We start from the raw sequence: 25,585 nt of genomic DNA, 5'->3' as shown, positions 1-25,585 counted from the left end.
CGGCATGCTTGGCGCACATCTCATCGCGGCCAGTCTGGCGGCGGCAACGCCAGCGGTCGCAGTGCCGGCTCAGGCACCACAGCCGCCGGCCAGTTCGGCGCCTGCTGTCCTGGCGCACGAGCCGGAACCTGAAGTCGAAGTCCTGCCCGACCCCGCCGCTTCGCCGGTCGAAATGCAAGAGGCACCGCCCGTACCAGCCGAGGCGCCGGTTGCGGCTTCGCCGGGTTCGGTCGACGATTTCGACCTCGATCTCGATCAGGCGGGGCTGGCACACGATCCGCTAGAAGGCTTCAATCGCGTCAGCTACGATTTCTCGCAGTTCGTCGACAAGATCCTGATCCGCCCCGCGGCCATGGTCTATCGCCATGCGGTGCCCAAACCGGCGCGGGACGGCGTGCACAACGCATTGTCGAACATTGGCGAGCCGCTGGTCTTCGTCAACGACCTGCTGCAACTCCGGCCCGACCGGGCAATCCGGACGCTCGGCCGCTTCCTGGTCAACTCCACGCTGGGCATCGGCGGGCTGTTCGACGTCGCCAAGCGCAAGCCGTTCCGCCTGGCGCATCATGAGAACAGCTTCGGCGATACGCTGGGCTACTACGGCGTGAAACCGGGCCCCTACGTCTATGTGCCGATCCTGGGGCCAAACACCTTTCGTGACCTGATCGGTTCTTCCGAAAACCTCCTGCCGCCGATGGTGGTGGGCAAGCCGTTCGATCGCGAGGACTACCAGATCGTGACGCTCGGTCTCGACGGCGTGGACCAGCGCGAGCGTAGCGACGACGACCTCAAGGTCATGCTCCGCGACGCCATCGATCCCTATGCGACCTTCCGGGCGAACTATCTCCAGAACCGGGCGGGCGAGATTGCCGCGCTCAAGTCGCGCAGTATCGAGCCCGGCGGCGAGGCCGGGACCGAGCCCGGCGCCAAGCCGGCGCCCGACGATCCGCTGGCCGATCCAATGGTAGACCCCGCAGCGCCGGTTCAGGCACCGGCGCCCTCGGGTCCGTGAACCGAATTCTCGCGGGCCTTGGTGCCATAGCGGAATTCCAGCGCGGGCCAGGCGAGAAGCGGCAGGCCCAGCAGCACGTCGCGCAGACGCAGGACCAGCGACAGCGTCACCGATAGTGGCGCGGAGACGCCGAAGACAAGTCCCGCGGCCGCGAAGCCCGCCTCCTGCGCGACCAGCCCCGCGGGCACGAAAGCGAGGAGGATGCGCGCCGCATAGGCCGCGCTTGCCATGACCATCGCAGCGTAGAGGCTGAGGTCGAGGCCGAGTGCGGCTGCGGCCATCCACACCTGCACGCCATCCGCCGCCCAGGCGATGAAGTGCAGTGCGATCGCGGCCGGAATCCGGCGCTTTTGCTCGCGGAATTCGACCGCGAGCATCCGGAACTCCTGGCGGATCCAGGCACCGAGCCGGCCCATTGGGCCCTTGGTGGCCCTGACCAGCCCGGCGGTGAGCAGGATAAGCGCGCCGATTACCGTCAAGCCGACGATCGCCATGGCGGAGAGCGGCGTCGCGCGCGTCCCGCTGTCACCCAAGGCGGCCCAGTGGTCGATCAGCACGTATCCGGCCAGGGCCATGTAGGGAAGCTGGGCTATTGTCTCCGCCAGCTTGTCGACCATGATCGCGGTCACCGCCGTCCGGCTTCGCGCACCGGCGAGAACGAGCGCGCGCGTGCCGATCAGTTCGCCGAGCCCCGGCAGGATGATCAGCAGGTTGTCCGCCGCGTCGCGCAGCAGTCGCGCACCCAGCGCTCCCCAATAGGAGACGCCCTTGCAAAGGATATGCAGCGCCGCCGCGTAGAGCCCGATCGCTGCAACTTGCCCGGGCAGTGTCGCCAGCACCGCCTTTGGCCTGACGCCAGCGGCGGCCTCGATGAAGAGGCTACCGAAATCGCTGAATGCCAGCCCTGCTGCAAGCAACGCCAGGCAGGCCAGCGACCAGATTGCCGCAGCGAGACGGCGCCGGCCTTTGATCCGTTCCATCACGCTCGGGCGTCCCCGGGACAAAAAGCCAAGCGGCAGAAGAGCGCATAGATCATATGCGGGCTCTAAGGCCTTGCCGGCAATTTTGGTATCGTCAAAGCCGGCGCGCTTTAAAAGCTCGGTTTTGGCCGGTAAGTGTCCCGTCCAATGCTAAAATCCCTCATCGAGCGCGCGGTATCGTTTTCTGCGCGCCGTTACCCGATCGTGCTGGCGACTACGTTGCTGCTCCTGCTGACGGCGGGTTCGTTCGCATCCGCGCACTTCGTGATGACCACAGACTCGGGCGTTCTGATTTCGCCCGAGACGCAGTGGCGGCGCAACGATGCCGAGGTCACGAAAGCATTTCCCCAACTCAACGACACGATCGTCGTGGTTATCGACGGCAAGACGCCCGAGCTCGCCAAGGATGCGGCCGACAAGTTATCGGCGGCGCTCGGCAGCGATCGCAGGAATTTCGCGCTGGTGCGGCGGCCCGACGGCGGCGCATTCTTCGATCGCGAAGGCCTGTTGTTCGGCTCGCTGGACGACGTGCGCGATGCCACGACCAAGCTGGTCGAAGCGCAACCCCTGCTGGGCGGGCTCGCTTACGATCCGTCGCTGCGCGGCATTGCCAACACACTGGCGACGGCCGCGTCGGGCGTGGCCGACGGTACCGATGACGCCTCGGCCGACCGGCTGGAGCAACCGCTGGTCAAGCTCGACCAAGCGCTTCGACCGATGCTGGCCGGCAAGACCGCCTACTTTTCTTGGCAGCAGCTTTTCGCTGCGGGGAAGGGCGATCTCGTGCCCGCGACGCGCCAGGTGATCCTCGCCCAGCCGAGGCTCCGTTTCGATGACCTTCAACCGGGCGAGGGCGCGGTCGCGATGGTGCTGGACCAGGCCGCCAAGCTGAAGCTCGATGCGGCGCACGGCATCGGTATCGGCATCACCGGCGAAATCCCGCTGGCCGACGAGGAGTTCGGCTCGATCAAGGAGAATATCGGCGTGGTCGGCGCGCTGATGGCCGTGGCGATGCTGGTGACGCTGTGGTTTGCCACCCGATCGGCGAAAGTGGTGCTTGCCATCGTCGCGACCATCGTTTCGGGACTGGTGCTGACCCTTGCAACCGGTCTGGCCGTCGTCGGCCGGTTCAACCTCATATCCGTGGCCTTCATTCCCTTGTTCGTCGGCCTCGGGGTCGATTTCGGCATCCAGATGAGCGTCCGCTTCAATGCCGAGCGGCGCAGTGGAACAACCAACCTGACCGAGGCCCTCGAACGGGCTGCTCAGGCGCTTGGCGGCCCAATCCTGCTGGCGGCGGGCGCGATCTGTCTCGCGCTGGGCGCCTTCCTTCCGACAGACTACGTCGGGGTTGCGGAACTGGGGATCATCTCGGGCTTGGGCATGCTGATCGCTCTGGTTCTCAACATGACGCTGCTGCCGGCCATGCTGCTGCTGCTGAAGCCGGCGGTGCCGCGATCCGACCTCGGCCTGGCTCGCGCGCCGGCGATCGATCGCTGGCTGGCGCGCAACCGCCGCGCCGTCCTGGTCGCGTTCGCCGTTGCCATGCTGGCCAGCATCGCGACGTTGCCGCTGGTACGGTTCGATTTCAACCTCTTGCATTTGCGCGATCCCGATGCACCGGCGATGCGGATGTTGCAGAACCTGATGCATGACCCGCGGCGCACGCCCAACACGCTCAGCGTTCTGGCGCCCGATGCAGCCGCAGCGGACCGGCTCGCGCAGAGATTGGCGAAGCTCCCTGAGGTTCGCGATGCCATCACGGTGGACAGCTTCGTGCCCGCCGAACAACCGGCCAAGCTGGCGCTGATCCAGGATGCCTCGTTGCTGCTCGACGCCACGCTCAATCCGTTCGATCTTCCGCCGGCGGCCGACGATGCCTCGACCGTCGCCAGCCTGAGCAAGGCAGCCGCGGAACTGCACCGGCTCGCGGCGGCACGACCCGGCCCGCTGGGAAGCGCTGCGACAAGGCTCGCGGCCGATTTCGAGCAGCTGGCGCAAGCCACGCCTTCAAGCCGCCTGAAAGCACAAACCATGCTGGTCGAGCCGCTCACCGTTACGCTGAACCAACTGCGCCTGACGCTTCAGGCCAGCGAGATCTCGCGCGAAACGCTTCCGCCGGAAGTGGCGTCGGATTGGCTGGCCAGGGACGGACGGGCGCTTGTGCAGCTGGTGCCGGCTGGCGACAGCGCCGACAATGCCGTCATCGCGCGCTTTACGAGTGCGGTGCGCGGCGTCGCTCCCAATGCAGTCGGGCTTCCCGTGGCGGCACAGGAGGCTGCGCGCACGGTATCGCGCGCTTTCGTCCAGGCTGGCTTGCTGGCACTGATTCTCGTCTGCCTGCTGCTCTATGCCGTGCTGCGCAGCTTGCGCGAGGTCGCCTTCACCATGGCGCCGGTGGTGCTTTCGGGCTTCCTGACACTCGGCAGCTGCGTGGTGATCGGCCAGCCGCTCAATTTCGCCAACATCATTGCGTTCCCTCTGCTGTTCGGCGTGGGCGTCGCGTTTCACATTTATTTCGTGATGGCTTGGCGCAGCGGCGCGAGCGACCTCCTGCAGACCAGCCTTGCCTGGGCGGTGATGTTCAGCGCATTGGCGACCGGCAGTGCTTTCGGCGCTCTGTGGTTTTCCGACCATCCAGGCACCGCCAGCATGGGCCTGATTCTCATGATCTCGCTGATCTGGACCCTGGTATGCGCTTTGGTCTTCGAGCCCGCGTTGCTCGGCCCGCAACGGCCCGTTTCCCCCGGAAGCAGGGATCGAAACCCAATCAGAGTGACCAAACGAGCCGAGCTCGGCGGTGGTGCCGACCGGTGTTGGATTTTTTCGAATTTCCCGCAGGAACGTCTGTAAAGCAGACGTTTCAAAAAGTAGGAAAATCAACCGAGGGAATGGTGGGCGCGGCAGGGATTGAACCTGCGACCCCACCCGTGTGAAGGGTGTGCTCTACCACTGAGCTACGCGCCCATTCCCTCGGGAGGCGCGCCCCTTACGTGAGGCGAGGCGAATTGACAAGCGCGTTGAGCAGCCTAGAGCGCGGGACATGAGCGAAGAACAGACAGCGCCTGAGCCCTCGGCCGAAACCGTACCTGCCAGCACCGGCGCAGACGTTCCGCCGGATCGCCTGGCGATCAACCCGCGCAGCCCGCATTTCGATGGCGACAAGCTGCAGCGCGGCGTCGGCATCCGCTTCAAGGGCGTGGTGCGCACCAATGTCGAGGAATATTGTATTTCCGAAGGCTGGGTGCGCGTCCAGGCCGGCAAGACCATGGACCGCAAGGGCCAGCCGCTGACGCTGAAGCTCAGCGGCCCGGTCGAAGCCTGGTACGAGGATCTGGGCGAGAACCCGCCGGTGGCGAAAGCCTAAAGCTCAGCGCGATCGGCGCGCGAGAATGTCGCCGATCGGATCGCGACCCATTGCCATTTGATTGTCCGTCCGCACGGCCTGGCTTGGCTGTGCCTGGCCGGGCTGCACCTTATACGGCGTTGCGCGCACGAGTTCGACACGGTTGGTGGCGTCGGTCGCAGGCGGGGCCTTGTAGGACACCGCCCGCACGATCGGTGCGCGCGTGACGGAGGCAGCGGTATACGATGTGACGCTGAGGAGTTGTACCGTTTCCAGGCCATCGGTGCCGGGAAGCTGTTTGTAGGGCTGCGCCCTGACGAGTCGGGTGGGGCCGCCGTCCTGCAGCCGCGGCGTGCTGCCATCGGGCTTCTGGTTGTAGATGAAGCCCTCGACCGGCCAGGACGTGCCGCCCAGCGCCCGGATCGGCGCGTACCAGACGCGGACCTGGCTCCAGTCGTTGTTGGGCGAGACGTCGATCGCGCGGACGTCGTTCTCGATCTGGCCGCGGCGGCCGTTGATCGGCGACCAGTTGGCGTGGCGCAGCAGCACGGTGCGCGAATCGAGGATGTCGCTGACTGCAGCGACGTGGCCCAGCCGCATGCCGCCATAGGGGCGGAAAGCCATCACCGCGCCGACGCGCGGCGTGTGGCCGCGGGCATAGCGGCCCTCGGCCTGGCCCCACCAGGTGCGTGCGTCGCCATAGATCTGGATGCCCGAGACCTGGCGTGCATAGGGCACGCATTGCAGATAGCCGGGCAGGCGCAGGCCGCTGTCGCTTCCGGTCCAGCTTCCGGCATCGCCGTCGTTTAAGTCGATCGTGGAGCGGGCACTCACGGGCCCCGCGATCGCCGCCAGCGCCAGTAGCGCTCCTGCAGAAAAACGTCCCACCATGGGACCGCCTTTCTCAGAAGATGGTTAGCATTTGGTATCCATCGGAAGTGAACGCGGCGGTAAGAATTGCCGAAATCCCCGTTTCGCTTGCCATTCGGGCCGCCAGACGCCACTTGGGCCGCATAATGCTCCCTCAGGTTATCATCATAGGTCGGCCCAACGTCGGCAAGTCGACGCTGTTCAATCGGCTGGTCGGCAAGAAGCTCGCGCTGGTCGACGACCAGCCGGGCGTCACGCGCGACCGCCGTTTCGGCGAGGCGCACCTGCTGGGGCTCGACTTTACGATCGTCGATACCGCGGGCTGGGAGGACGAGGATCCCGACAGCCTGCCCGGCCGCATGCGTCAGCAGACCGAAGTCTCGCTTCAGGGCGCGACCGTGGCGCTGTTCGTCGTCGACGGCCGCGCGGGGATCACCCCGCTCGACGAAGAGATCGGCCGCTGGCTGCGCAGTTCGACCGTGCCGTCGATCCTGCTGGTCAACAAGGCCGAGGGGCGTGCGGCCGAAAGCGGTCTGCTCGAAGCCTATGCGCTGGGTTTCGGCGAGCCCGTGGCGATCTCGGCCGAGCATGGCGAGGGTCTGGCCGACCTGTTCGAGGCCTTGCTGCCGCATCTCGACGAGAAACAGCGCGAGATGGACGAGGCCGAAGTCGTCGAGGAAGACGAGGACGACCTATCCGGTCCGCTCAAGATCGCCATCGTCGGCCGGCCGAATGCAGGCAAGTCGACACTGATCAATCGCTTCCTCGGTGAGAACCGCCTGCTGACCGGCCCCGAAGCGGGCATCACCCGCGATCTGATTGCGATCGACTGGGCCTGGACCGATCCCAAGACCGGCGAGGAGCGGGAAGTCCGCCTGATCGACACCGCGGGCATGCGCAAGAAAGCGCGCGTCACCGACAAGCTCGAGAAGATGGCGGTCGCCGATGCGCGCCATGCCGTCGATTTCGCCGAAGTGGTCGTGTTGCTGCTCGATGCCACGCTCGGGCTCGAGCACCAGGACCTCAAGATCGCCTCGATGGTGCTCGAAGAGGGCCGCGCGCTGATCATCGCGATCAACAAGTGGGACGTGGCGGAAGGCCCGTCCGGCCTGTTCAACGGCATCAGCGCGGCGCTCGCCGACGGTCTGTCGCAGGTCAAGGGCGTGCCGCTGCTGTCGGTTTCGGCGCGCACGGGCAAGGGGCTCGACGAGCTGCTGCGGGCCGGTTTTGCGATCCGCGAGACCTGGAGCCGGCGTGTGCCCACGGCGGCGCTCAATCGCTGGTTCGACGATGCCCTGGCGGCCAATCCGCCGCCGGCGCCGGGCGGAAAGCGTATCAAGATGCGCTACATCACCCAGATCAAGAATCGGCCGCCCAGCTTCGTCGTGTTCGGCACCCGCCTGGAACTGATACCCGCGAGCTACGAGCGCTATCTGGTCAACAGCATCCGGCGCGAGCTGGGCTTCGAGGCGGTGCCGATCCGACTGACGATGCGCAGCTCGAAGAACCCCTTCGCAACGAAATAAATCCTCCCCGCGCTCGGCTCGAGGAGGTTCGAAGACTTACGACTCCGGTGCTTCGCTGTTGAGCTGGACGTAGTTCTGCAGGCCCATATTCTTGATCATGTCGAACTGCTTCTCGAGGAAGTCGATGTGCTCTTCCTCGCTGTCGAGGATGTCCTCGAACAGCTCGCGGCTGTTGTAGTCGCGCACGGTCTCGCAGTGCGCGATGGCTTCCTTGAGCAGCGGCACGGCTTCGTACTCGAGCTCGAGGTCGGCCTTGAGCAGTTCCTCGACCGATTCGCCGATACGCAGCTTGCCCAGCGCCTGGAAGTTCGGGAGGCCTTCGAGGAAGAAGATGCGCTCGGCCAGCTTGTCGGCGTGCTTCATCTCGTCGATCGATTCGTGGCGCTCGTATTCCGCGAGCTTCTTCACGCCCCAGTTATCGAGCATGCGGTAGTGCAGCCAGTACTGGTTGATTGCGGTCAGCTCGTTCAGCAGTACCTTGTTGAGGTACTCGATGACCTTGAGATCGCCCTTCATGATATGCCTCCTGATGCTGCGCGCCATATGGGGTAGCACAACATCGGCTGCAAGGCGGATTTTCTAAATAATTCGCTGAAATTTATAAGTATTTCAGTCTGATAATGATTATCGTTTTAAGCGCAGGCGGACATCGAGGCCGAAGCGCGTTCCTGCATCAGGATATCGGAAGCGTCGTCGATGCACTGGCGGCACTGCGGCGTGCGGCCGAGCGAATTGTAAACCGCATCTGCATCGCCCGAGCAGCACAGAGCGGCAGCGCGCAGGTCAGTTTCGCGAATTGCATTGCAGATGCAGACGTACATCAGCCTCTCCGAATCACTTTCATGACCGATACAGCTAATGCGAACGTTTCGCAACACTATTGCAAGTGGTTCTCAGAGAGCTTCGCAGCGGTTCGTCGCATCGGCAGAGGGCGGAGCTCGGTCAGCGAGCGCCACAGCCATTCGAGCGGCCCCTGGCGGAAGCGGGCGAGCCAGGGCTGGCTCCAGCCGAGCATCAGCACCCAGCCGAGCGCTACGAAATAGAGTTGCCCGGCGTGGCCTACCGTGCCGACCAGGCCTAGGCCCCAGCCGTAGAAGATCGCCGTCATCAGCACGGTCGTGGCGATGTAGTTGGTGAAGGCCATGCGTCCCGCGGCGATCAGCCGCCGGCCGAGCCACGTGGCGGCGAGCCGCGGCGCGGCCAGCACCAGCAGCGCGGCATAAGCAAGCGCCATCAGCAGGTGCGGCAGCGCGGTCGTATATAGCAGGGCGATGCTCATCGCGCGCGGCGGGAAATGCCGCTCCCACAGCCAGCGGAGCATGGCGAGCGTAAGCGCCAGGCCGATCGCGCCGCAGGTGACCGCCAAGGCGATCAACCGGCGCCGCGGCCACTTGCCGGCGAAGAAGCCGCTGCGCAGGAGCGCCATGCCGATCAGCACCAGCGGCAGCGTCTCGCCGAGATTGGGAAAGGTCGTCTCGATCAGCCAGAACGGACGTTCGCTGAGCTTGATGCCGATCTGATCGGCATATCCGAGGCGATACTCGGCCAGTTCGTCGATTGCGTGCTCATGGAAAGTGGCGAGGAATTCGGCGTGTTGCCTGGCCTCATTGGCGGTGGCGACGGCCAGGCGGACATGCTCCTCGGCGCGCAGGTCGGGAAGGCTGCCGATCAGGCCGCCGAGGTGCCAGGCGATGAAGGTGACCGCCGCCGCGATCAGCATCGGCCGCGTGGGCAGGTCGCGCATGAACAGCGCGAGAATCCCGGCTGTGCCGTAGATGAACAGGATGTCGCCCCACCAGAACAGGAAATAGTGGAGCATGCCGAAGACCAGCAGCCAGCCCAGCCGGCGCAGCTGCAGCACTTCGCCGTCGCGGCCCTTGGCTTCGGCGCGTTCGATGAAGAGCAGCAGGCTCGCCCCGAACAATATCGTGAACAGCGCGCGCATCTTGCCTTCGAAGAGGACGAAGTTGCCGGCGAAGACGATCTCGTCGAGCGGGCTGGCGGCGTGGGGGACGTGGGGCGTCAGCGTCGAGGCCGACGGTCCGGCGAAACCGGCGATGTTGATCGCAAGGATGCCCAGAACCGCTACGCCCCGGATCAGGTCGAGCGATACGACCCGATCCGCGTCGGTAGCCAAGCGCTCAGTTCCTGACGGGGAGGCAGGAGAAGCCCGCGGCGGACAGGCGGGTGCAGGCGGCCTGGGCCTCGGCCTGGCTGGCAAAGCCGCCGGCCTGAAGCTTGGACACCTTGCCCGCGGGGACCAGCATCCGGGCATGGCCGGCGAGCTCGGGCCGCGACTTTGCGCGGTTCCACATCGTCTCCGCATTGCCTGCGACGCCGAAGGCGCCGAGCTGGACGCGCCAGCCGCCCGAAGCGGGAGCGGCAGCAGGTTTGGGCGGCGCGGCGGGCTTCGCCTGCGCTGCGTGTGTAGCCGTCGGATTGGGTGCGGGCCGCGGCGCGGGAGCGGCAGGCTTGGCTGGGGCAGGGGCGACCGCAGCGGTCGCAGCCGGAACCGGCGGCTTCGCGGCGGCGGGCGTCTGCGGCCGGGTGTAGTCGGCGCCGGCGGTGCGCGGGGTTTCGTTGCCGGCGGCGCGCGCCGCCGTGGCGACGGCGTTCTCGGCCGATACTACAGCCGCGGTGCGCGGCGCGGGCTTCGGCGGAGCGGCTGGAGTCGCCGCAGCTACAGCCACAGCTACCGGCGGAGCTGGTTTGGAGACTGTTGCGGGAGCGGAATTCGGCGTGGGCACTGTCGAGCCCAGATCGACTGCGGTTAGCTGGCGCTCGCGAGTCGCCTGCGCGGCGCCGGCCAGCTCGGAGGCGAGGCGCACGCTCTGTTGGCGCTGGTCGAGCGGGATGTACTTGTCCATTTGCGCCAGCGCCGGTGCTGCCTGGGCGAGGCCGGCCTGCTGTGCCAGGCTGACCAGCGCATAGGCCCGGACCCAGTCCTTGGCGACGTTATCGCCGTTGAAGTGAGCGATGCCGAGGAGGTACTGCGAGCGCGGATCGCCGCGGTCGGCCGCGGCCTTGATATAGGGCAGGGCGCGAACGTGCTCGCCGCGCTGGAACAGCAGCAGGCCGTAATTGTCCGCCGCCTGGAGATGGCCCTGCGCTGCCGCCTTGCCGAACAGCTCCTCGGCCTTGGCGAGGTCGGCCGGCACGCCGCGGCCCAGCTTGTAGGCCTGGGCCAGGTTGAACTGGGCGTCGGCATCGCCTTTGTCGGCGGGGCCTTTCCATTCGCCGATCGCGCGGGCGTAGTCGCCGCGCGACCAAGCGTCGACGCCGGCCTTAACATCGGCCAGGGCCGGATTCGCGGCGAGCAATGCCGCGCCCGCAAGCAGTGAATTCCGCAACAGTGCTTTCGTCGTCATGCCGCCCACCCGCACAAAAAATTTCCGCACCGTCAGTAACGTTTGCGCCGGCCAGTCAGGCCCTTGCAGGCCGCCGCCCCCGCACCGGCCCGCATGCGCTGCCTAATTGGCATAGTAAACGAAGGGTTAGCAAAGTCTTTATGCACGGGAACGGGGTATTTTCGCTGCGCGGTCGGCGCTGCTGTTAACCTATAATTAGGAACGATCTGCGATCTCCGTCCCCAGTTGAAGGTGCATTTTTCCTGCATTGGGGGACCAGCATTGCGCGTATTGGCATTGGCATCGCAGAAGGGCGGTTCGGGCAAGACAACCCTGTCGGGGCATCTCGCCGTCCAGGCCCAGCGCGCCGGCGCAGGGCCGGTCGTCCTGATCGACATCGATCCGCAGGGCTCGCTCGCCGACTGGTGGAACGAGCGTGAGGCCGAACTGCCGGCTTTCGCGCAGACCACGGTCGCGCGGCTGGCGAACGATCTCCAGGTTCTGCGCCAGCAGGGCTTCAAGCTTGCGGTCATCGACACGCCGCCGGCGATCACCATGGCGATCCAGAGCGTGATCTCGGTCGCCGAGCTGATCGTCGTCCCGACGCGTCCGAGCCCGCACGACCTGCGCGCCGTCGGCGCCACGGTCGATCTCTGCGAGCGTGCGGGCAAGCCGCTGATCTTCGTGGTCAACGCCGCGACGGCCAAGGCCAAGATCACGTCGGAAGCCGCTGTCGCGCTGTCGCAGCACGGCACCGTCGCGCCGATCACGCTGCACCACCGCACCGACTTCGCCGCCTCGATGATCGACGGCCGCACGGTGATGGAATGCGATCCCAACGGCCGCTCGGCCAACGAGGTCGCCGGTCTGTGGAACTACATCGCCGACCGCCTCGAGAAGAATTTCCGCCGTACCGTGTTCGCTCCGCCCAGCGCGGTCGCCGTTCCGGGCGCCCACCGTCCGACCGGCGGCTTCGGACGCCGCGTCGCCGGCTCGTAAGGAGCACCGGGGCATGAACAACCGACCCGTCGCCTCGCTTTCGCCCACGCTGCTCGCTCGTAAGGGCGGCGCGCGTCCGGCGATGCGGCCGCAGCTTCAGCCGCTGCGCTTCCAGGACAATACCGCGCTCCAGCTCGACGATCTCGGCTGGAACGACATGGGCCACGAGGCCGACGGCCAGGACGAAGCGTCCGCCGCCGAACTGCCCGTGGCGCCCCAGGCGGAAATGCCGCAGACCGCGGAGATCGTCGCGCTCAATCCTGGCGGAGAGCAGGCCCTCGCGGGCGTGCCGGAAGTGGTGCACCAGCAGGAAAAGATCGCCCACCGCCTGGCCAAGCCGAAGTCGGCACCGCGCCGTTCGGCGGTGTCGCAGGGGCGCAAGGCCGCTTTCACGCTGCGCCTCGACGAAGAGCGTCACCTCAAGCTTCGCCTCGCCTGCGTCACCAGTGGTCGCAGCGCGCAACAACTCGTCACCGAAGCCCTCGACCGCCTCATTACCGAGCTGCCCCAGGTGGGCGAGCTGGCGGTGAAGGTCAGCAAAGGCCGTTGAACCATGACCGAAGGCCACGAAATGACTGAAGGGAAGTCTTTCATGTCTCGCATGACCGTTCGCTACGCGATCACCGGTGCTCTCGCCGTTGGTCTGCTCGCCGGCTGCGCCGGTTCGAGCCACATGGCCCGCGCCGGCGATCATGCCGTCCGGACCGCCAAGAACCAGAGCCGTTCGATCAACGCCGCCGAACAAACCGTCGCGCAGGCCCCGAACGACGCCGCTGCGCGCCTCGCGCTCGGCCAGGCCTATCTCGACGCCGGCCGCTTCCAGTCGGCCGCCACGACCTTCTCCGACGCGATCCAGCTCGGTGACAGTAGTAGTTCGGTGCAATTGCGCCTGGCGCTGGCCCGCATCGGTGCTGGCGACATGCGCGGCGCGGCTGCCGTGCTCGACCAAGCGCGCGACACGATCCAGCCGGCCGATCGCGGCCTTGCACTGGCGCTTGCCGGGCAGACCGGTCGCGGCGTCGCGGTGCTGATCGATGCCCTGCGCGGCGGCGAGAATTCGCCGAAGCTGCGCCAGAACCTCGCTTATGCCTATGCGCTCAACGGCCAGTGGCGCGAAGCGCGAGTCGCCATGTCGCAGGACGTGCCGGCCGACCAGATCGACGACCGCATCGGTGACTGGGCAGCGATGAGCCGCCCCGAGGACGTGCAGCGCCGCGTCGCCAGCCTGCTCGCCGTGCCCGTCGGCGTGGCCGATGCCGGTCAGCCCGTAGCGCTTGCGCTCAGCGGTGTGGCCGAGCCGAAGGAACAGCGCGCCGAAGCGGAGCCCGCGCCGGTCACCCGGACTGCCGATGCCGAACTGCCAGCGATCGGCGAGACTCCGGCTCCGGCCGTTGCTGCCGTACCGGCGCCGGCTTCGGCCGAATTCGCCACGGCCTTCGCTGCGCAGCCGCAATCGAACTATGTCGCCCAGCCGGTGGTTCAGCCGGCGGCCCAGGTCGCTGTGGCCGACTATGCGGCCAAGCCTTCGTTGCAGGCCGCGCCCGCCCGGGCGAGCCGCGTCGCTGCTTTCACGCGCGCCGTTGCCGAACGGCCGAGCGCGCCGAAGCTCGCCGCGCCGCGCAAGGATGCCTCGCGCCCGATGGCCTGGCCTGCCGCGGTCAAGAACGGCACGCACCTCGTCCAGCTCGGCTCGTTCTCTAGCGAGGCCAATGCCCGCCGCGCCGTGGGAATCCTCACCGCGCGCAGCCCCGAGCTGCGCGGCTACCAGATGACGATCACGCCTGCGGTGGTGAACGGCAAGAACTTCTGGCGCGTCGCCGCCGCCGGCTTCAACGGCGGCTCGGCCTCGAGCCTCTGCTCGGGCCTCAAGAGCCGCGGCAACGTCTGCTTCGCCTATGCGGCGAACCGGGCGCCCGCCGGCCAGGTCCAACCGTCCTTCGCCGTCAACCTCGGCGGTGGCCGGGCCCGCGCCCGCTAAAAGTTTTCGCGTCAGCGATTACCGGGAAAAGCCCCTCCCTTCGCGGAGGGGTTTTTCTTATCTGTCGAGGTGGTTGCTGCCTGCGGGCATGCCGCCCTTGTAGAGCGCGAGGACGCGGCCCTGGACCGGCTGCTTGTCGAACGGCGTATTGCCGGCGGCGGCCGCCATCTTGTCCGAATCGACGATCCACGGCCGATCGGGATCGATGATCGCGAGGTCGGCCTCGGCGCCCACCCGCAGCACGCCGGCATCGAGCCCCAGTAGTTGCGCGGGATTGCCCGCGAGCAGGCGGAAGGCGCGGGTCAGGTCGATCACCCCGTCGCGTACGAGGCTGAGCGTCAACGGCAGCAGCGTCTCGGCGCCGGCCATGCCGGGCTCGGCATCGGCGAAGGGCAGGCGCTTGTCCTCGGGGCCGCGCGGATCGTGGCCCGAGGTAATGACGTCGATCGTCCCATCGGCGAGCGCAGCGCGTACCGCCTGCCGGTCGGCTTCCGAGCGAAGGGGGGGCGATAGCCGGGCGAAAGTGCGGAAGTCGGCCACCGCGATGTCCGAGAGCATGAAATGCGCCGGCGTCACCCCGGCGGTGACCGAAACGCCGCGGGTCTTGGCGGCGCGCACCAGCGTGAGCCCGGCGGCGGTCGTGACCTGGCGGAAATGGAGCCGCGCGCCGCTCATCTCGGCGAGCGCGATGTCGCGAGCGATGGCCAGCGCTTCGGCCTCAGCCGGTGCCGAGGGCAGGCCGAGCCGCGTTGCCATCTCGCCGGCGGTGGCGACGGCATTGCCGGTCAGTCCGCCGTCCTCGGCGTGGCTGACGACGACGAGGCCGAGCATCGCGCAGTAGCGCAGCAGGCGGAGCATCGTCCCGGAATCGCCGATCCAGCGCCGCCCGGTGGCTACCGCCTTGGCCCCGGCATCGCGCATCATCGCGATCTCGGCGAGTTCGACGCCCTCGAGCCCGCGCGTCGCGGCGCCCAGCGGATGGACCCAGAAGTCCGGCTTACCCGACTGCGCGGCGTAACGGACGGTCGAGGGCCTATCCAGCGGCGGGCTCTGGTCGGGCATCAGCGCGGCGCGGGTCACGCCGCCGAAATGGAAGGCCGGCTTGTCGATCGCGAAGACACCGAGGTCGACGAGGCCGGGGGCGATGATTGCGCCTTTGGCATCGACCACGCGGGCATCAGCCTGATCGACGCTGTCGCCCAGCGCGGCGATCCGGCCGCCCTCGACGCGCACCGCGCCCTTGGCCGGCGCGTCCTCGGGCAGCATCAGCAGGCCATTGGCGATGACGAGAGGAGGGGCCGCGCTCATGTCCAGCCCTCCAGCTTGCGCGCTTTTCGTGTCAGCACATCGAGGCAGGCCATGCGGATGGCGACTCCCATCTCGACCTGGCGGGTGATCACCGATCGGTCGACCAGATCGGCGACGTTGCTGTCGATCTCCACGCCGCGGTTCATTGGGCCGGGGTGCATGACCAGCGCATCGGGCTGGGCCTTGGCCAGTCGGTCGAGCGTCAGGCCATAGAGGTGGCGGTATTCGCGCGGGCTGGGGATGAACTGGCCCGACATGCGTTCCTGCTGGAGCCGCAGCATCATGACCACGTCGGCGCCTTTCAGCGCTGCGTCGAAATCGTGGAACGGCGTGACCTTCATCTCCTCGATCCCCGCGGGCATCAGCGCGGGCGGGGCGCAGACGCGGACTTCGGCGCCGAGCGTGGTCAGGCAATGGATGTTCGAGCGTGCGACGCGGCTGTGCAGGATGTCGCCGCAGATCGTGATCGTCAGGCCGTTGAATTCGCCGTTGGTCTTGCCGCGCAGGGCATGACGGATCGTCAGCGCGTCGAGCAGGCCCTGGGTCGGGTGCTCATGCTGGCCGTCGCCGGCATTGAGCACCGGGCAGTTCACCTTGTCGGCGATCAGCCGCACGGCGCCCGAACTGCCGTGGCGGATGACCATGGCGTCGGCGCGCATCGCGTTGAGCGTCATAGCCGTGTCGATCAGCGTCTCGCCCTTCTTCACGCTCGACTGCGCCACCTGCATGTTGACGACGTCGGCGCCGAGCCGCTTGCCGGCTATCTCGAAGCTCAAGAGCGTGCGCGTCGAGTTCTCGAAGAAGGCGTTGATGATGGTGAGGCCGGCCAGGCTCTCGTCGCGCTTCTGCGGCTGCCGGTTGAGCTCGACCCATTGCTCGGCCTCGTCGAGCAGGAACAGGATCTCGTGCGGCGCAAGGCCGGCGATGCCGAGCAGCCCGCGGTGCGGGAAGGCCAGCGAGCCTGCCGGATAGCGGCCCGCGTGAGGGAGTTCTGGCGATGTCATTGAAGACAGCGCCTTAGACCTGCCGGGGCGGGGGGTAAAGTGTGCTTGGACAAACTGTCCCCCGTCCTTAGAAAGACGCGAAATAGAGGAACACGCATGGCATTCGCGCGCAAGGTCTGGAAGCTGCTGGTTGCGATCAAGGACGGGCTCGCGCTGCTGCTCCTCCTGATGTTCTTCGGACTGCTCTATGCGGCGCTGACGGTGCGGCCGAACGTCGCTTCGGTGCAGAAGGGCGCGCTGCTGCTCAAGCTCGACGGTGCGGTGGTCGAGGAGCCTTCGCTGGTCGATCCGATCAAGCAACTGGTGTCGCAGCAGGCGCCGGTCGGTGAGTACCGGGCGCGCGACGTGGTCCGCGCGCTGCGGCTCGCGGCGAAGGACGACCGGATCAAGGCCGTGGTCTTCGATCTCTCGCGCTTCACCGGCGGCGGTTTTGTGCACATGACCGAGATCGGCGAGGCGATGGACGCGGTGCGCGCGGCGAAGAAGCCGGTGCTGACCTATGCCACGCTATACAACGACGACGGCGTGCAGCTTGCTGCCCACGCCAGCGAAGCCTGGGTCAACCCGATGGGCGGGGCCTTCGTGCTCGGGCCCGGCGGCAAGAACCTTTACTACGGCGGCCTGCTCGACAAGCTGAAGGTCACCGCGCACGTCTTCCGCGTCGGCACCTACAAGAGCGCGGTCGAGCCTTACATCCGCAACGACATGTCCGACCCCTCGCGCGAGGCGAGCAAGGCGCTCTACGGCGCGATCTGGGAGAACTGGAAGGCGGACGTCGCCAAGGCGCGGCCCAAGGCCAACATCGCGCTGGTCGGCGGCGATCCGGTGGCCTGGCTGAAAGCTGCGGGCGGCGATGCCGCCAAGGGCGCGCAGAGCGCAGGGCTGGTCGACAAGCTCGGCGACGAGGCGCAGTTCGGCCAGCGTGTCGCCGAGATCGTCGGCGACGATACGCGCGATCCGGGGCCTGGGCATTTTGCCCATACCGGGCTCAAGACCTGGCTTGCGGCCAACAAGCCGGCCGAACCGGGCCGGGCGATCGGCGTGGTCACAGTGGCGGGCGAGATCGTCGACGGCGACGCCGGGCCGGGTACCGCGGGCGGCGACCGCATCGCCAAGCTGCTCGACGAGGCGCAGGCGAAGAACTTTGCGGCGCTGGTCGTGCGCGTCGATTCGCCGGGCGGCTCGATCACGGGCTCCGAGGCGATCCGCGCGGCGATCGCGCGCTACAAGGCCAAGAAGATCCCGGTCGTGGTCTCGATGGCCAATCTCGCGGCGAGCGGCGGCTACTGGGTCTCGACCCCGGCCGACCGCATCTTCGCCGAGCCGGGGACGATTACCGGCTCGATCGGGGTCTTCGCCATCGTGCCGAGCTTCGAGCACGCCCTGTCCGAGTGGGGCGTGACCACCGACGGCGTGGCGACCACGCCGCTGTCGGGCCAGCCCGATGTCGTCAGCGGCCTCTCGCCCGAGATCCAGTCGATGCTCCAGCTCAATGTCGAGCACAGCTACGGCCACTTCCTCGGCCTCGTCGGCCAGTCGCGGCACCGGACGCCCGAGCAGATCGACGCGATCGGCCAGGGCCGCGTCTGGGACGGCGGCACGGCACGGCAGAACGGCCTGGTCGACGAGTTCGGTGGGCTCGACCAGGCGCTGGCCTATGCGGCCAAGGCGGCGAAGCTCGACTCCTGGCATCCCGAATACCTGGGCCAGCGCGACGAGCAGTGGGCCTCGATCCTTCAGCGCCTCGGTGGCAGCGACGAAGACAGCGCCCCGCCGGCCGAAGCGCGCGACTTCGCCGGGGCGGTAACTGCCAGCCAGATGGGCCTGATCGGCAAGGCACTGGCCGGCGCCGAGCGGTTGATCGGCACGCGCGGGGTCCAGGCCTATTGCCTCGAATGCCCGGCCTCGGCGGGCGGCAGGCTGCCACCCAGGGCGGACCTGACCTTGCTGGCGCGCGTGGCGAAGGTCCTGGGTCTCAATTAGAGCGGGATAACCTCACCCTGACATCGTCATCCCGGGCTTGACCCGGGATCCCGCTGCCTTCGCAACCTCGCGTCTGGCCGCAATGAGCCGGACCCCGGATCAAGCGGGGTGACGAACCTCTTTCAGGCAAAGTCGATCGCGCGCTTGTCGCGGCCAAACCTAAGCCGGCTGGAGTTCCGCCAAAGGCCGGCCAAGGCGCTGGTCGCCCTGGATCGAGGTACGGTGCATGTTGCGGTCCGAATCCGCATCGTAGGGCACGACCCGGTGCATCACGCCGTGGTTGTTCCAGATGACGAAATCGCCCTCGCGCCAGTCGTGGCTGTAGGAGAAGTCGGGCTGCGCGGCCCATTCGATCAGTCTCTCCAGCAGCGAACGGCCGGCGGTGTAGGGCATGCCGATCACCTCGTCGGCGTGGGTGCCGAGGACGAGCGACTGGCGGCCATCCTGCTGCGTCCAGACCAGCGGCACGACCATCTCGGGTGCCTGGCGGAACCGGGCGAGGCGATCCTCGGGAATCTCGCGGAAGACATGGCGCATCGCGGCTTCGAGCCGGTGGATCACCCTGAGCTCGGCGATCGCCGCCTGCTCCGCCGCGGGCAGCCGCGCCCAGGCTGCGAAAGTGTTGGCGAATTCGGTCTGGCCGCCCGTGAGTGACAGCTTGCGCGCCGAGAGCATCGTCGCCTTGGGCAGCGGCTGGTCGACTGTGACGCCGTCGGTGTGCCAGAACCAGGTGGCGTAGACGAATTCGGGGGCCAGCGTCGCACCCTTGCCGAGTGCGATCTTGTAGACGTCAGCCTCTTCGCCGGCGACCGCGCCACGCGCGCCGTTCGGGGTCGCACCGCTGGTATAGTTGAGCCGCTGGCCGAAGGCGTCGGTGAAGGCGAGTTGCTCCGCGTCGGTCAGGTGCAACTCGGGGAACACCAGGACGCCGCGCTGTTCCATCGCCTCGCGCACCGTCTGGACGATCTCGGGATCGCAGAGACGCGCCTTGTCTACGCGAACCAGGCTGCCGATGTGCGGCTTGATGGGCTCGATGGTGATTGCGGTCATGGTACTCGCCGTTGCCGATTTGATCCGGCATCCATACGATTCCCCCGCGCTCCCGCCTAGGGTTGCCGCATGACTGACGCGGAAGCACGAGTGCCGATCTACAGCGGCGGCGGCGTCTCGTCCGGGCCGCGGTCGGGCTCGTCGAAATCCGGCTGGATCACCGGGCTCTCGTCGGGATTGTTGGGATCGAAGCCGGGCTGCGGCTCCTGCTGCGGCGCTTCGGGCGGCGATTGCGGCTCGATCCGGTCGGGCGAGAAATCGGGTTGCGTGGCCATGAGAACCTACCTTCCTGCTGGTTGAACCGTTGCGGTACGATAGTGGTTCCGTCTTAGGCCCCAGCGCGCTTGCCCTTTTGCCCCAGTGCTTATAAGGGCCGTCGCCTGATTTTTCGGCTTCCTCGGTTTGCGGGCGTGGCGGAATTGGTAGACGCGCTGGTTTTAGGTACCAGTATCGCAAGATGTGGGGGTTCGAGTCCCTTCGCCCGCACCAATACCTCGCCCTGGACTGATCGGCGGCATTTTTTGAGAGTGGAAGGCTTTTAGAGCGATGCAGATTGTCGAGACCGCCAACGAAGGTTTGAAGCGTGGCTACACCGTCACGATTTCGGCCAAGGACATCTCCGCGCGGATCGAGGGCGAGGTCAAGAAGATCGCCCCGCAGATGCGCCTGCCGGGTTTCCGCCCGGGCAAGGTTCCGGTGAACCTTGTCAAGAAGATGCACGGCCCGGCGATCCACCAGGAAGCGCTCAACACCTCGATCCGCGAGGCGATGGATCAGCTCGTCAGCGAGCAGAAGCTGCGCCCCGCGATGCAGCCCGACGTCAGCCTTGGCGATGGCTATGAGGAAGGCAAGGATGCCGAACTGACCGTCAGCCTCGAAGTGCTGCCCCAGATCGCCGCGCCGGCGATCGAAGGCCTCAAGCTCGAGAAGCTGGTCGTGCCCGTCACCGATGAAGAGGTCGACGCCGAAGTTGCGCGCTTCGCCGGCCAGCAGAAGAGCTTTACCGATGCCAAGAAGGGCAAGAAGGCCGAGAACGGCGACCAGGTCCTGGTCGACTTCGTCGGCAAGCGCGACGGCGTCGCCTTCGAGGGCGGCAGCGCCGAGAACCAGCCGATCGAGCTGGGCTCCGGCCGCCTGATCCCGGGGTTCGAGGAGCAGCTCGTCGGCGTGAAGGCCGGCGAGGAGCGCCAGATCACCGTGACTTTCCCCGCCGACTACGGCGCCAAGGAACTTGCGGGCAAGGATGCGACCTTCGACATCACCGTCCATGCGGTGAAGGTCGCCGGCGAGCAGGAGATCAACGACGATCTCGCCAAGAACCTGGGCCTCGAGAGCCTCGACCAGCTCAAGGGCCTGCTCCGCGGCCAGCTCGAGCAGCAGACCGCGGGGCTGACCCGCACGCAGATGAAGCGTGCGCTGCTCGACCAGCTCGCCGCCGGCCACGATTTCGAGGTTCCGCCCTCGATGGTCGAAGCCGAGTTCGGCCAGATCTGGCAGCAGCTGACCCACGAAGCCGGCCACGAGGAAGACCCCGAGGCTGCGCTCAAGGAAATCGAAGCCGAGAAGGACGATTACAAGGCGATCGCCGAGCGCCGCGTGCGCCTGGGCCTGCTGCTTTCGGAAATCGGCCAGGCCAACGGCGTCGAGGTGACCCAGCAGGAAATGCAGATGCTGATGGCGCAGGCCGCGCAGCAGTATCGTCCCGAGGATCGCCAGCGCTTCTACGAGTACGTCCAGCAGGACCCGCTCGTCGCCGCCCAGCTGCGCGCACCGCTCTATGAGGACAAGGTCGTCGACTTCCTGTTCGACAAGGCCGAAGTCGCCGAGCGCGAAGTGACCAAGGACGAACTCCAGGCCGCGATCGAGGCCGAAGAAGACGGTCATGTCCATGGCCCGGATTGCGGTCACGATCACGACCACAAGCCCGCCGCCAAGAAGGCCGCACCGAAGAAGGCCAAGGCGGCGGCCGAGCCCGTCGCAGAACCCGAGGCTGCTACGGCCGAGGAAAAGCCCGCTGCGAAGAAGGCGCCTGCCAAGAAGGCTGCCGCGCCCAAGGCCGAAGCCGCTGCCGAGGAAGCGTCTGCCAAGAAGGCTCCGGCAAAGAAGCCTGCCGCCAAGAAGGCGCCTGCCGATAAGGCCTGATCGCTTCGCGGTTCGCAAACAATCGGACGGCCCGGCGCTTCGTGCACCGGGCCGTTTGTTTTTGGCTAGAGCGCGGGGCGCATCGCCAATGCGATTCTGGCCGCGCGCCTCAATCGGTTAACGCCCTTGAACATCGGGCTGGGGCGCGTCAGACAGTCGAACCCATCGATGGGAGCGCCCGTGATAGACTGTTTCGAGTGCAACGGCTTCAAGGGACAATGTAGGGTTGCCGCGATAAGCGGTGCCTCGATCGTTTCTGACCCTGAATGAGCGATCACCCCGCCATAGCTGAAACGGACGGTGAATCGTCGCGGTTTGGTGTCTGGTTTGCGGGACTCTGCTGGCGGCTGGTCGACGGGATCGAGGGTGTCTGGTCAGGATGGCCTTCGCGCCACGCACTGGCGCTGATTGTCGTGCTGGCATTGGCGCTGCGTTTGCCCCTACTGGCCATCCCGGCGCTCCATCATCCCGACGAGATATTCCAGTATCTCGAACCCGCGCATCGCCTCGCCACCGGCTATGGTATCGCGACCTGGGAATGGCGCGAAGGCATTCGCAGCTGGTTCCTGCCGCTGATCCTGTCGGGCCCGATCGCCTTGTCCGAAAAGTTCTCGCCCGGCTCGCTGGCCTATCTACCGGTCCTTCGCGGGCTGTTCGCGCTCGCCTCGATATCGGTGGTCCTGTCGTTCTACGCCTTGGGCAACGGCATCTCGCGGTTCCACGGCTTGCTGGCTGCCTTCGTTGCGGCGATCTGGTTCGATTTCGTTTTCTACGCGGTACACACACTCAGCGAGCCGCTGGCCTTGGCGCTGATCATGCCGGCCGCCGCCGTGCTGTGCCGCGCCGAGACTGCGACGACGCGCAAGCTGCTCGCCGCAGGCTTCGCCCTCGGCCTCGCGGCGATCGTCCGCTATCAGTATCTTCCTGCGATCGGCGTCCTGGTACTGCTGACTTGCAAATACCGCTTCCGCGACCTCTGGTTGCCCGTAGCCATCGGCGGCATTGCGGCTTTGCTCATCGGATCGGCGATCGACCTTTCGTTCGGCGTGATGCCCTTCGAATGGGTGTTCAACAACTTCTCGTCCAACCTCCTGCAGGGCCGCTCGGAAGATTTCGGCATCAGGACGCCGGTGTTCTACCCCTATTACCTGGTCACCTTCCATTGGCAGTCGAGCGCCTGGGTGATCCTGGGCTTCGCCGCGCTGGCCGTGCGCCGCTATCCGGCGCTGCTGGCCGCGGCCGTGATAAACGTCCTTCTGCTTTCCTTGATCGCGCACAAGGAATTCCGCTTCGTTCTGCTGTCGACTGCGATCGTCGTGCTGTTCTTCAGCCTGGGCCTGGCGGATGCGCTCCGCTACGTCGGAGACCGCATGCCGGCGCGCTGGAGGAGCGCGCTGATCATCGTTGCGCTCCTGTGGGTCGTGGGAATGTCGGCCAGCCTGGCAGGGGGCGAGCGCCGGCGATACGAGTGGACCTTCGCCAACGGCCGACTGCTGGCGATGCAGACGGCCAATCGCATCGGCGGCCTCTGCGGCCTTGCGAGCATCGATCTCGATCCGTGGGGCCTGGGTGGCTACACCTACCTCAATCGCCGGGTGCCGATGTACCTGTACACGTCGGAAAGCGAGGCACCGGCGTTGCGTCGCGATTCCCGGTCGTTCAACGTCATCATTGCTCCGGCCAAAGCCAGCCGGTTGCTGCCGGCGGGATATTCGCGAGGGAAGTGCTTCTATTCCGGCAACCGCTCGATCCCGACGGAAAATGATAAACGCGAAGACGACACGATCAAATGCGTGTTCCAGCGGCCAGGCGTCTGCACGCCGGGCGCCACCGAGATCAACCAGCGTCTGACCGACCTGAACATCTGAAAATCGCACAGGGGTTAACGCCCTTGAACATCGGGCTGTGGCACGCGACATAGGCGTGCCAATCAATGAGGACTTCCATGATCGACCTTTTCGGCCACAACAGCGCCCAGGGAAAATTCAGCCAGGACCCCGTCACCGGCGCACTCGTGCCTGTCGTGGTCGAGCAGACCAGCCGCGGTGAGCGCAGCTTCGACATCTTCAGCCGCCTGCTGCGCGAGCGCATCGTCTTCGTCACCGGCGAGGTCGAGGACAACATGGCCTCGCTCATCGTCGCCCAGCTTCTGTTCCTCGAATCGGAGAACCCGTCGAAGGACATCTCGATGTACATCAACTCGCCGGGCGGCGTGGTGACGGCCGGCATGGCGATCCACGACACCATGCAGTACATCAAGCCGCGCGTCTCGACCGTCTGCATCGGCCAGGCGGCTTCGATGGGCTCCTTCCTGCTCGCCGCCGGCGAGCCGGGCATGCGCATCGCGCTGCCGAACGCCCGGATCATGATCCACCAGCCCTCGGGCGGTGCCCGCGGCATGGCTTCCGACATCGAAATCCAGGCACGCGAAATTCTACGGATTTGCAAGCGCATGAACGATCTTTACGTGAAGTATACCGGCAAGGATCTAGACGTGATCGAGAAGGCGATGGATCGCGACACCTTCCTCGAGGCCGAAGAGGCCAAGGCCTTCGGCCTCGTCGACAAGGTGTTCGAGACCCGTCCCGAAGGTGGCGAAGGGACCGGCAGCGGGACCAAGGAATAACCGCGTGGGGGCTGGAGCAAGCGCTTAACCGTTGCGTTTCAGCCCCCAGCAAGCATTGCCTGCTATAGCGCAGGATTGATTAATTGGCCCACGGGGCTAATCTTGGTGAGTCCGTCCCTTCGGTATTTTCCGGTGGGACTCTGGGATAAAGCATGACCAAACTGAGCGGATCCGACGCGAAAAGCACTCTGTACTGCAGCTTCTGCGGCAAATCGCAGCACGAAGTCCGCAAGCTGATCGCTGGCCCCACCGTATTCATCTGCGATGAATGCGTCGAGCTGTGCAACGACATCATCCGTGAGGAGACGAAGGCCGGCATCGCCGGGAAGAAGGACGGCGGCGTACCGAGCCCGCGTGACATCTTCACGACGCTGAACGACTACGTCATCGGCCAGGACCGCGCCAAGCGCGTGCTGTCGGTCGCGGTGCACAACCACTACAAGCGGCTCAAGCACAGCGGCAAGGGCGGCGACGTCGAGCTGTCGAAGTCGAACATCCTGCTCGTCGGGCCGACCGGCTCGGGCAAGACGCTGCTCGCACAGACATTGGCCAAGACCTTCGACGTGCCGTTCACGATGGCCGATGCGACGACGCTGACCGAAGCCGGCTATGTCGGCGAGGACGTGGAGAACATCATCCTCAAGCTGCTCCAGGCCTCCGACTACAACGTCGAGAAGGCGCAGCACGGCATCGTCTACATCGACGAGATCGATAAGATCAGCCGCAAGGCCGAAAACCCGTCGATCACGCGCGACGTATCGGGCGAGGGCGTGCAGCAGGCGCTGCTCAAGCTGATGGAAGGCACGACCGCTTCGGTTCCGCCGCAGGGCGGCCGCAAGCACCCGCAGCAGGAATTCCTGCAGGTGGACACGACCAACATCCTGTTCATCTGCGGCGGCGCTTTCGCCGGCCTCGACAAGATCATCGCCGACCGCCTGCAGAAGCGCTCGATCGGCTTCGGCGCGCATGTCGCCGATCCGGACAAGCGCCGCGTGGGTGAGTTGCTCCAGAAAGCCGAGCCCGAGGATCTGCTGAAGTTCGGCCTGATCCCCGAATTCGTCGGCCGTCTGCCGGTGATCGCGACGCTGGAAGACCTCGACGTCGAGGCGCTGGTCAAGATCCTGCGCGAGCCGAAGAACGCGCTGGTCAAGCAGTACCAGAAGCTGTTCGAGCTCGAGGACGTGTCGCTGACCTTCACCGACGACGCGCTCGAGACGATCGCCAACAAGGCCATCGCCCGCAAGACCGGCGCGCGTGGCCTGCGGTCGATCGTCGAGTCGATCCTGCTCGACACCATGTTCGACCTGCCGACCGAGGAAGGCATCGCCGAAGTGGTCGTCGATGGCGACGTGGTCGAGGGCCGCAAGGACCCGGTCCGCGTGCTCAAGGGCAAGGAAGAGGCGGCCTAAAAGCC

At 66.4% G+C, this 25,585-nt stretch carries 22 protein-coding genes and 2 tRNA genes; 13 read left to right on the top strand and 11 right to left on the bottom strand.

Going from position 1 to position 25,585, the window contains the following annotated elements; genetic code table 11:
• The first annotated feature begins 4 nt into the window (after positions 1-4).
• Positions 5-1,012, top strand: coding sequence for a VacJ family lipoprotein (locus KRR38_RS13415; protein WP_217402237.1), 1,008 nt, complete (start codon positions 5-7; stop codon positions 1,010-1,012).
• Here the strand turns inward: KRR38_RS13415 and KRR38_RS13410 are convergent.
• On the bottom strand, positions 985-1,992 hold the full coding sequence (locus KRR38_RS13410) for a lysylphosphatidylglycerol synthase domain-containing protein (protein WP_217402235.1): 1,008 nt from the start codon (positions 1,990-1,992) through the stop codon (positions 985-987). The two genes, KRR38_RS13415 and KRR38_RS13410, sit on opposite strands and share 28 nt — an antisense overlap.
• A gap of 147 nt (positions 1,993-2,139) precedes the next feature.
• Here KRR38_RS13410 and KRR38_RS13405 point away from each other — a divergent pair, with 147 nt between their 5' ends.
• Positions 2,140-4,845: an MMPL family transporter gene (locus tag KRR38_RS13405; protein ID WP_217402233.1), complete on the top strand. Its 2,706-nt coding sequence runs from the start codon at positions 2,140-2,142 to the stop codon at positions 4,843-4,845.
• Between the two features lie 39 nt (positions 4,846-4,884).
• Here KRR38_RS13405 and KRR38_RS13400 read toward each other — a convergent pair.
• Positions 4,885-4,959, bottom strand: a tRNA-Val gene (locus tag KRR38_RS13400).
• A gap of 76 nt (positions 4,960-5,035) precedes the next feature.
• On the opposite strand from KRR38_RS13400, the gene KRR38_RS13395 reads away from it, so the two are divergent.
• The gene (locus tag KRR38_RS13395) at positions 5,036-5,359 is read left to right on the top strand and encodes a DUF3297 family protein (RefSeq protein WP_217402231.1); all 324 of its coding nucleotides are present in this window, start codon (positions 5,036-5,038) and stop codon (positions 5,357-5,359) included.
• Between the two features lie 3 nt (positions 5,360-5,362).
• Here the strand turns inward: KRR38_RS13395 and KRR38_RS36085 are convergent, their stop codons facing one another.
• Positions 5,363-6,229 carry a CHAP domain-containing protein gene (locus KRR38_RS36085; protein ID WP_254514785.1) on the bottom strand — a complete coding sequence of 289 codons (867 nt, stop codon included), beginning with the start codon at positions 6,227-6,229 and terminating at the stop codon, positions 5,363-5,365.
• Positions 6,230-6,354: 125 nt separating this feature from the next.
• Here KRR38_RS36085 and der point away from each other — a divergent pair, with 125 nt between their 5' ends.
• Positions 6,355-7,734: a ribosome biogenesis GTPase Der gene (der, locus tag KRR38_RS13385; protein WP_217402229.1), complete on the top strand. Its 1,380-nt coding sequence runs from the start codon at positions 6,355-6,357 to the stop codon at positions 7,732-7,734.
• A 36-nt stretch (positions 7,735-7,770) separates the two neighbouring features.
• On the opposite strand, the gene bfr is transcribed toward der, so the two are convergent.
• The 4 genes from bfr to KRR38_RS13365 all read right to left on the bottom strand — a co-directional run bounded on the left by bfr (position 7,771) and on the right by KRR38_RS13365 (position 11,102).
• On the bottom strand, positions 7,771-8,250 hold the full coding sequence (bfr, locus tag KRR38_RS13380) for a bacterioferritin (protein ID WP_217402226.1): 480 nt from the start codon (positions 8,248-8,250) through the stop codon (positions 7,771-7,773).
• 116 nt (positions 8,251-8,366) lie between these two features.
• Entirely contained in the window at positions 8,367-8,555 is a 189-nt protein-coding gene (locus KRR38_RS13375; protein ID WP_217402224.1) for a bacterioferritin-associated ferredoxin, read from the bottom strand.
• 56 nt (positions 8,556-8,611) lie between these two features.
• A complete protein-coding gene (locus KRR38_RS13370; protein ID WP_254514784.1) occupies positions 8,612-9,871 on the bottom strand; it encodes a DUF418 domain-containing protein in 1,260 nt (419 codons plus the stop codon).
• A 4-nt stretch (positions 9,872-9,875) separates the two neighbouring features.
• Positions 9,876-11,102: an SPOR domain-containing protein gene (locus KRR38_RS13365; RefSeq protein WP_217402222.1), complete on the bottom strand. Its 1,227-nt coding sequence runs from the start codon at positions 11,100-11,102 to the stop codon at positions 9,876-9,878.
• A gap of 261 nt (positions 11,103-11,363) precedes the next feature.
• Here KRR38_RS13365 and KRR38_RS13360 point away from each other — a divergent pair, with 261 nt between their 5' ends.
• From KRR38_RS13360 to KRR38_RS13350, 3 genes are read left to right on the top strand one after another with little or no spacing between them, the layout of a single operon-like run.
• Positions 11,364-12,080 (top strand): ParA family protein, encoded by a 717-nt coding sequence (locus KRR38_RS13360; protein ID WP_217402220.1) that lies wholly within the window; start codon positions 11,364-11,366, stop codon positions 12,078-12,080.
• 13 nt (positions 12,081-12,093) lie between these two features.
• Positions 12,094-12,630 carry a hypothetical protein gene (locus tag KRR38_RS13355; protein WP_217402218.1) on the top strand — a complete coding sequence of 179 codons (537 nt, stop codon included), beginning with the start codon at positions 12,094-12,096 and terminating at the stop codon, positions 12,628-12,630.
• A 42-nt stretch (positions 12,631-12,672) separates the two neighbouring features.
• The gene (locus KRR38_RS13350) at positions 12,673-14,058 is read left to right on the top strand and encodes an SPOR domain-containing protein (RefSeq protein WP_217402216.1); all 1,386 of its coding nucleotides are present in this window, start codon (positions 12,673-12,675) and stop codon (positions 14,056-14,058) included.
• A 57-nt stretch (positions 14,059-14,115) separates the two neighbouring features.
• Here KRR38_RS13350 and KRR38_RS13345 read toward each other — a convergent pair whose 3' ends face one another.
• Together KRR38_RS13345 and KRR38_RS13340 are read right to left on the bottom strand one after the other, a co-directional pair.
• Complete coding sequence (locus KRR38_RS13345) at positions 14,116-15,366, bottom strand: dihydroorotase family protein (protein WP_217402214.1); 1,251 nt, start codon at positions 15,364-15,366, stop codon at positions 14,116-14,118.
• A complete protein-coding gene (locus KRR38_RS13340) occupies positions 15,363-16,370 on the bottom strand; it encodes an aspartate carbamoyltransferase catalytic subunit (protein WP_217402212.1) in 1,008 nt (335 codons plus the stop codon). Before KRR38_RS13340 ends, KRR38_RS13345 begins: the two co-directional genes overlap by 4 nt.
• Before the next feature lie 96 nt (positions 16,371-16,466).
• Here KRR38_RS13340 and sppA point away from each other — a divergent pair, with 96 nt between their 5' ends.
• Positions 16,467-18,353 (top strand): signal peptide peptidase SppA, encoded by a 1,887-nt coding sequence (gene sppA, locus KRR38_RS13335; RefSeq protein WP_217402210.1) that lies wholly within the window; start codon positions 16,467-16,469, stop codon positions 18,351-18,353.
• A gap of 159 nt (positions 18,354-18,512) precedes the next feature.
• Here the strand turns inward: sppA and KRR38_RS13330 are convergent, their stop codons facing one another.
• Both KRR38_RS13330 and KRR38_RS13325 read right to left on the bottom strand, forming a co-directional pair.
• Positions 18,513-19,403 (bottom strand): TauD/TfdA family dioxygenase, encoded by an 891-nt coding sequence (locus KRR38_RS13330; RefSeq protein ID WP_217402208.1) that lies wholly within the window; start codon positions 19,401-19,403, stop codon positions 18,513-18,515.
• 98 nt (positions 19,404-19,501) lie between these two features.
• Positions 19,502-19,678 carry a hypothetical protein gene (locus tag KRR38_RS13325; protein WP_217402206.1) on the bottom strand — a complete coding sequence of 59 codons (177 nt, stop codon included), beginning with the start codon at positions 19,676-19,678 and terminating at the stop codon, positions 19,502-19,504.
• Positions 19,679-19,807: 129 nt separating this feature from the next.
• Between KRR38_RS13325 and KRR38_RS13320 the strand changes: the two genes are divergently transcribed.
• From KRR38_RS13320 to clpX, 5 genes are all read left to right on the top strand, one after another.
• A tRNA-Leu gene (locus KRR38_RS13320) sits at positions 19,808-19,892 on the top strand.
• 57 nt (positions 19,893-19,949) lie between these two features.
• The gene (gene tig / locus KRR38_RS13315) at positions 19,950-21,545 is read left to right on the top strand and encodes a trigger factor (RefSeq protein WP_217402204.1); all 1,596 of its coding nucleotides are present in this window, start codon (positions 19,950-19,952) and stop codon (positions 21,543-21,545) included.
• A gap of 266 nt (positions 21,546-21,811) precedes the next feature.
• Positions 21,812-23,413 (top strand): hypothetical protein, encoded by a 1,602-nt coding sequence (locus tag KRR38_RS13310; protein WP_217402201.1) that lies wholly within the window; start codon positions 21,812-21,814, stop codon positions 23,411-23,413.
• A 77-nt stretch (positions 23,414-23,490) separates the two neighbouring features.
• Positions 23,491-24,171 carry an ATP-dependent Clp endopeptidase proteolytic subunit ClpP gene (gene clpP / locus KRR38_RS13305; protein WP_254514783.1) on the top strand — a complete coding sequence of 227 codons (681 nt, stop codon included), beginning with the start codon at positions 23,491-23,493 and terminating at the stop codon, positions 24,169-24,171.
• Positions 24,172-24,323: 152 nt separating this feature from the next.
• Positions 24,324-25,580 (top strand): ATP-dependent Clp protease ATP-binding subunit ClpX, encoded by a 1,257-nt coding sequence (gene clpX, locus KRR38_RS13300; protein ID WP_217402199.1) that lies wholly within the window; start codon positions 24,324-24,326, stop codon positions 25,578-25,580.
• The last annotated feature ends 5 nt before the right edge of the window (positions 25,581-25,585 follow it).

This window comes from Novosphingobium sp. G106, assembly GCF_019075875.1.
Classification (GTDB): Bacteria; Pseudomonadota; Alphaproteobacteria; order Sphingomonadales; family Sphingomonadaceae; genus Novosphingobium.
The sequence above is the reverse complement of the archived record's forward strand: the minus strand, read 5'-3'. Positions and strand labels throughout refer to the sequence as shown.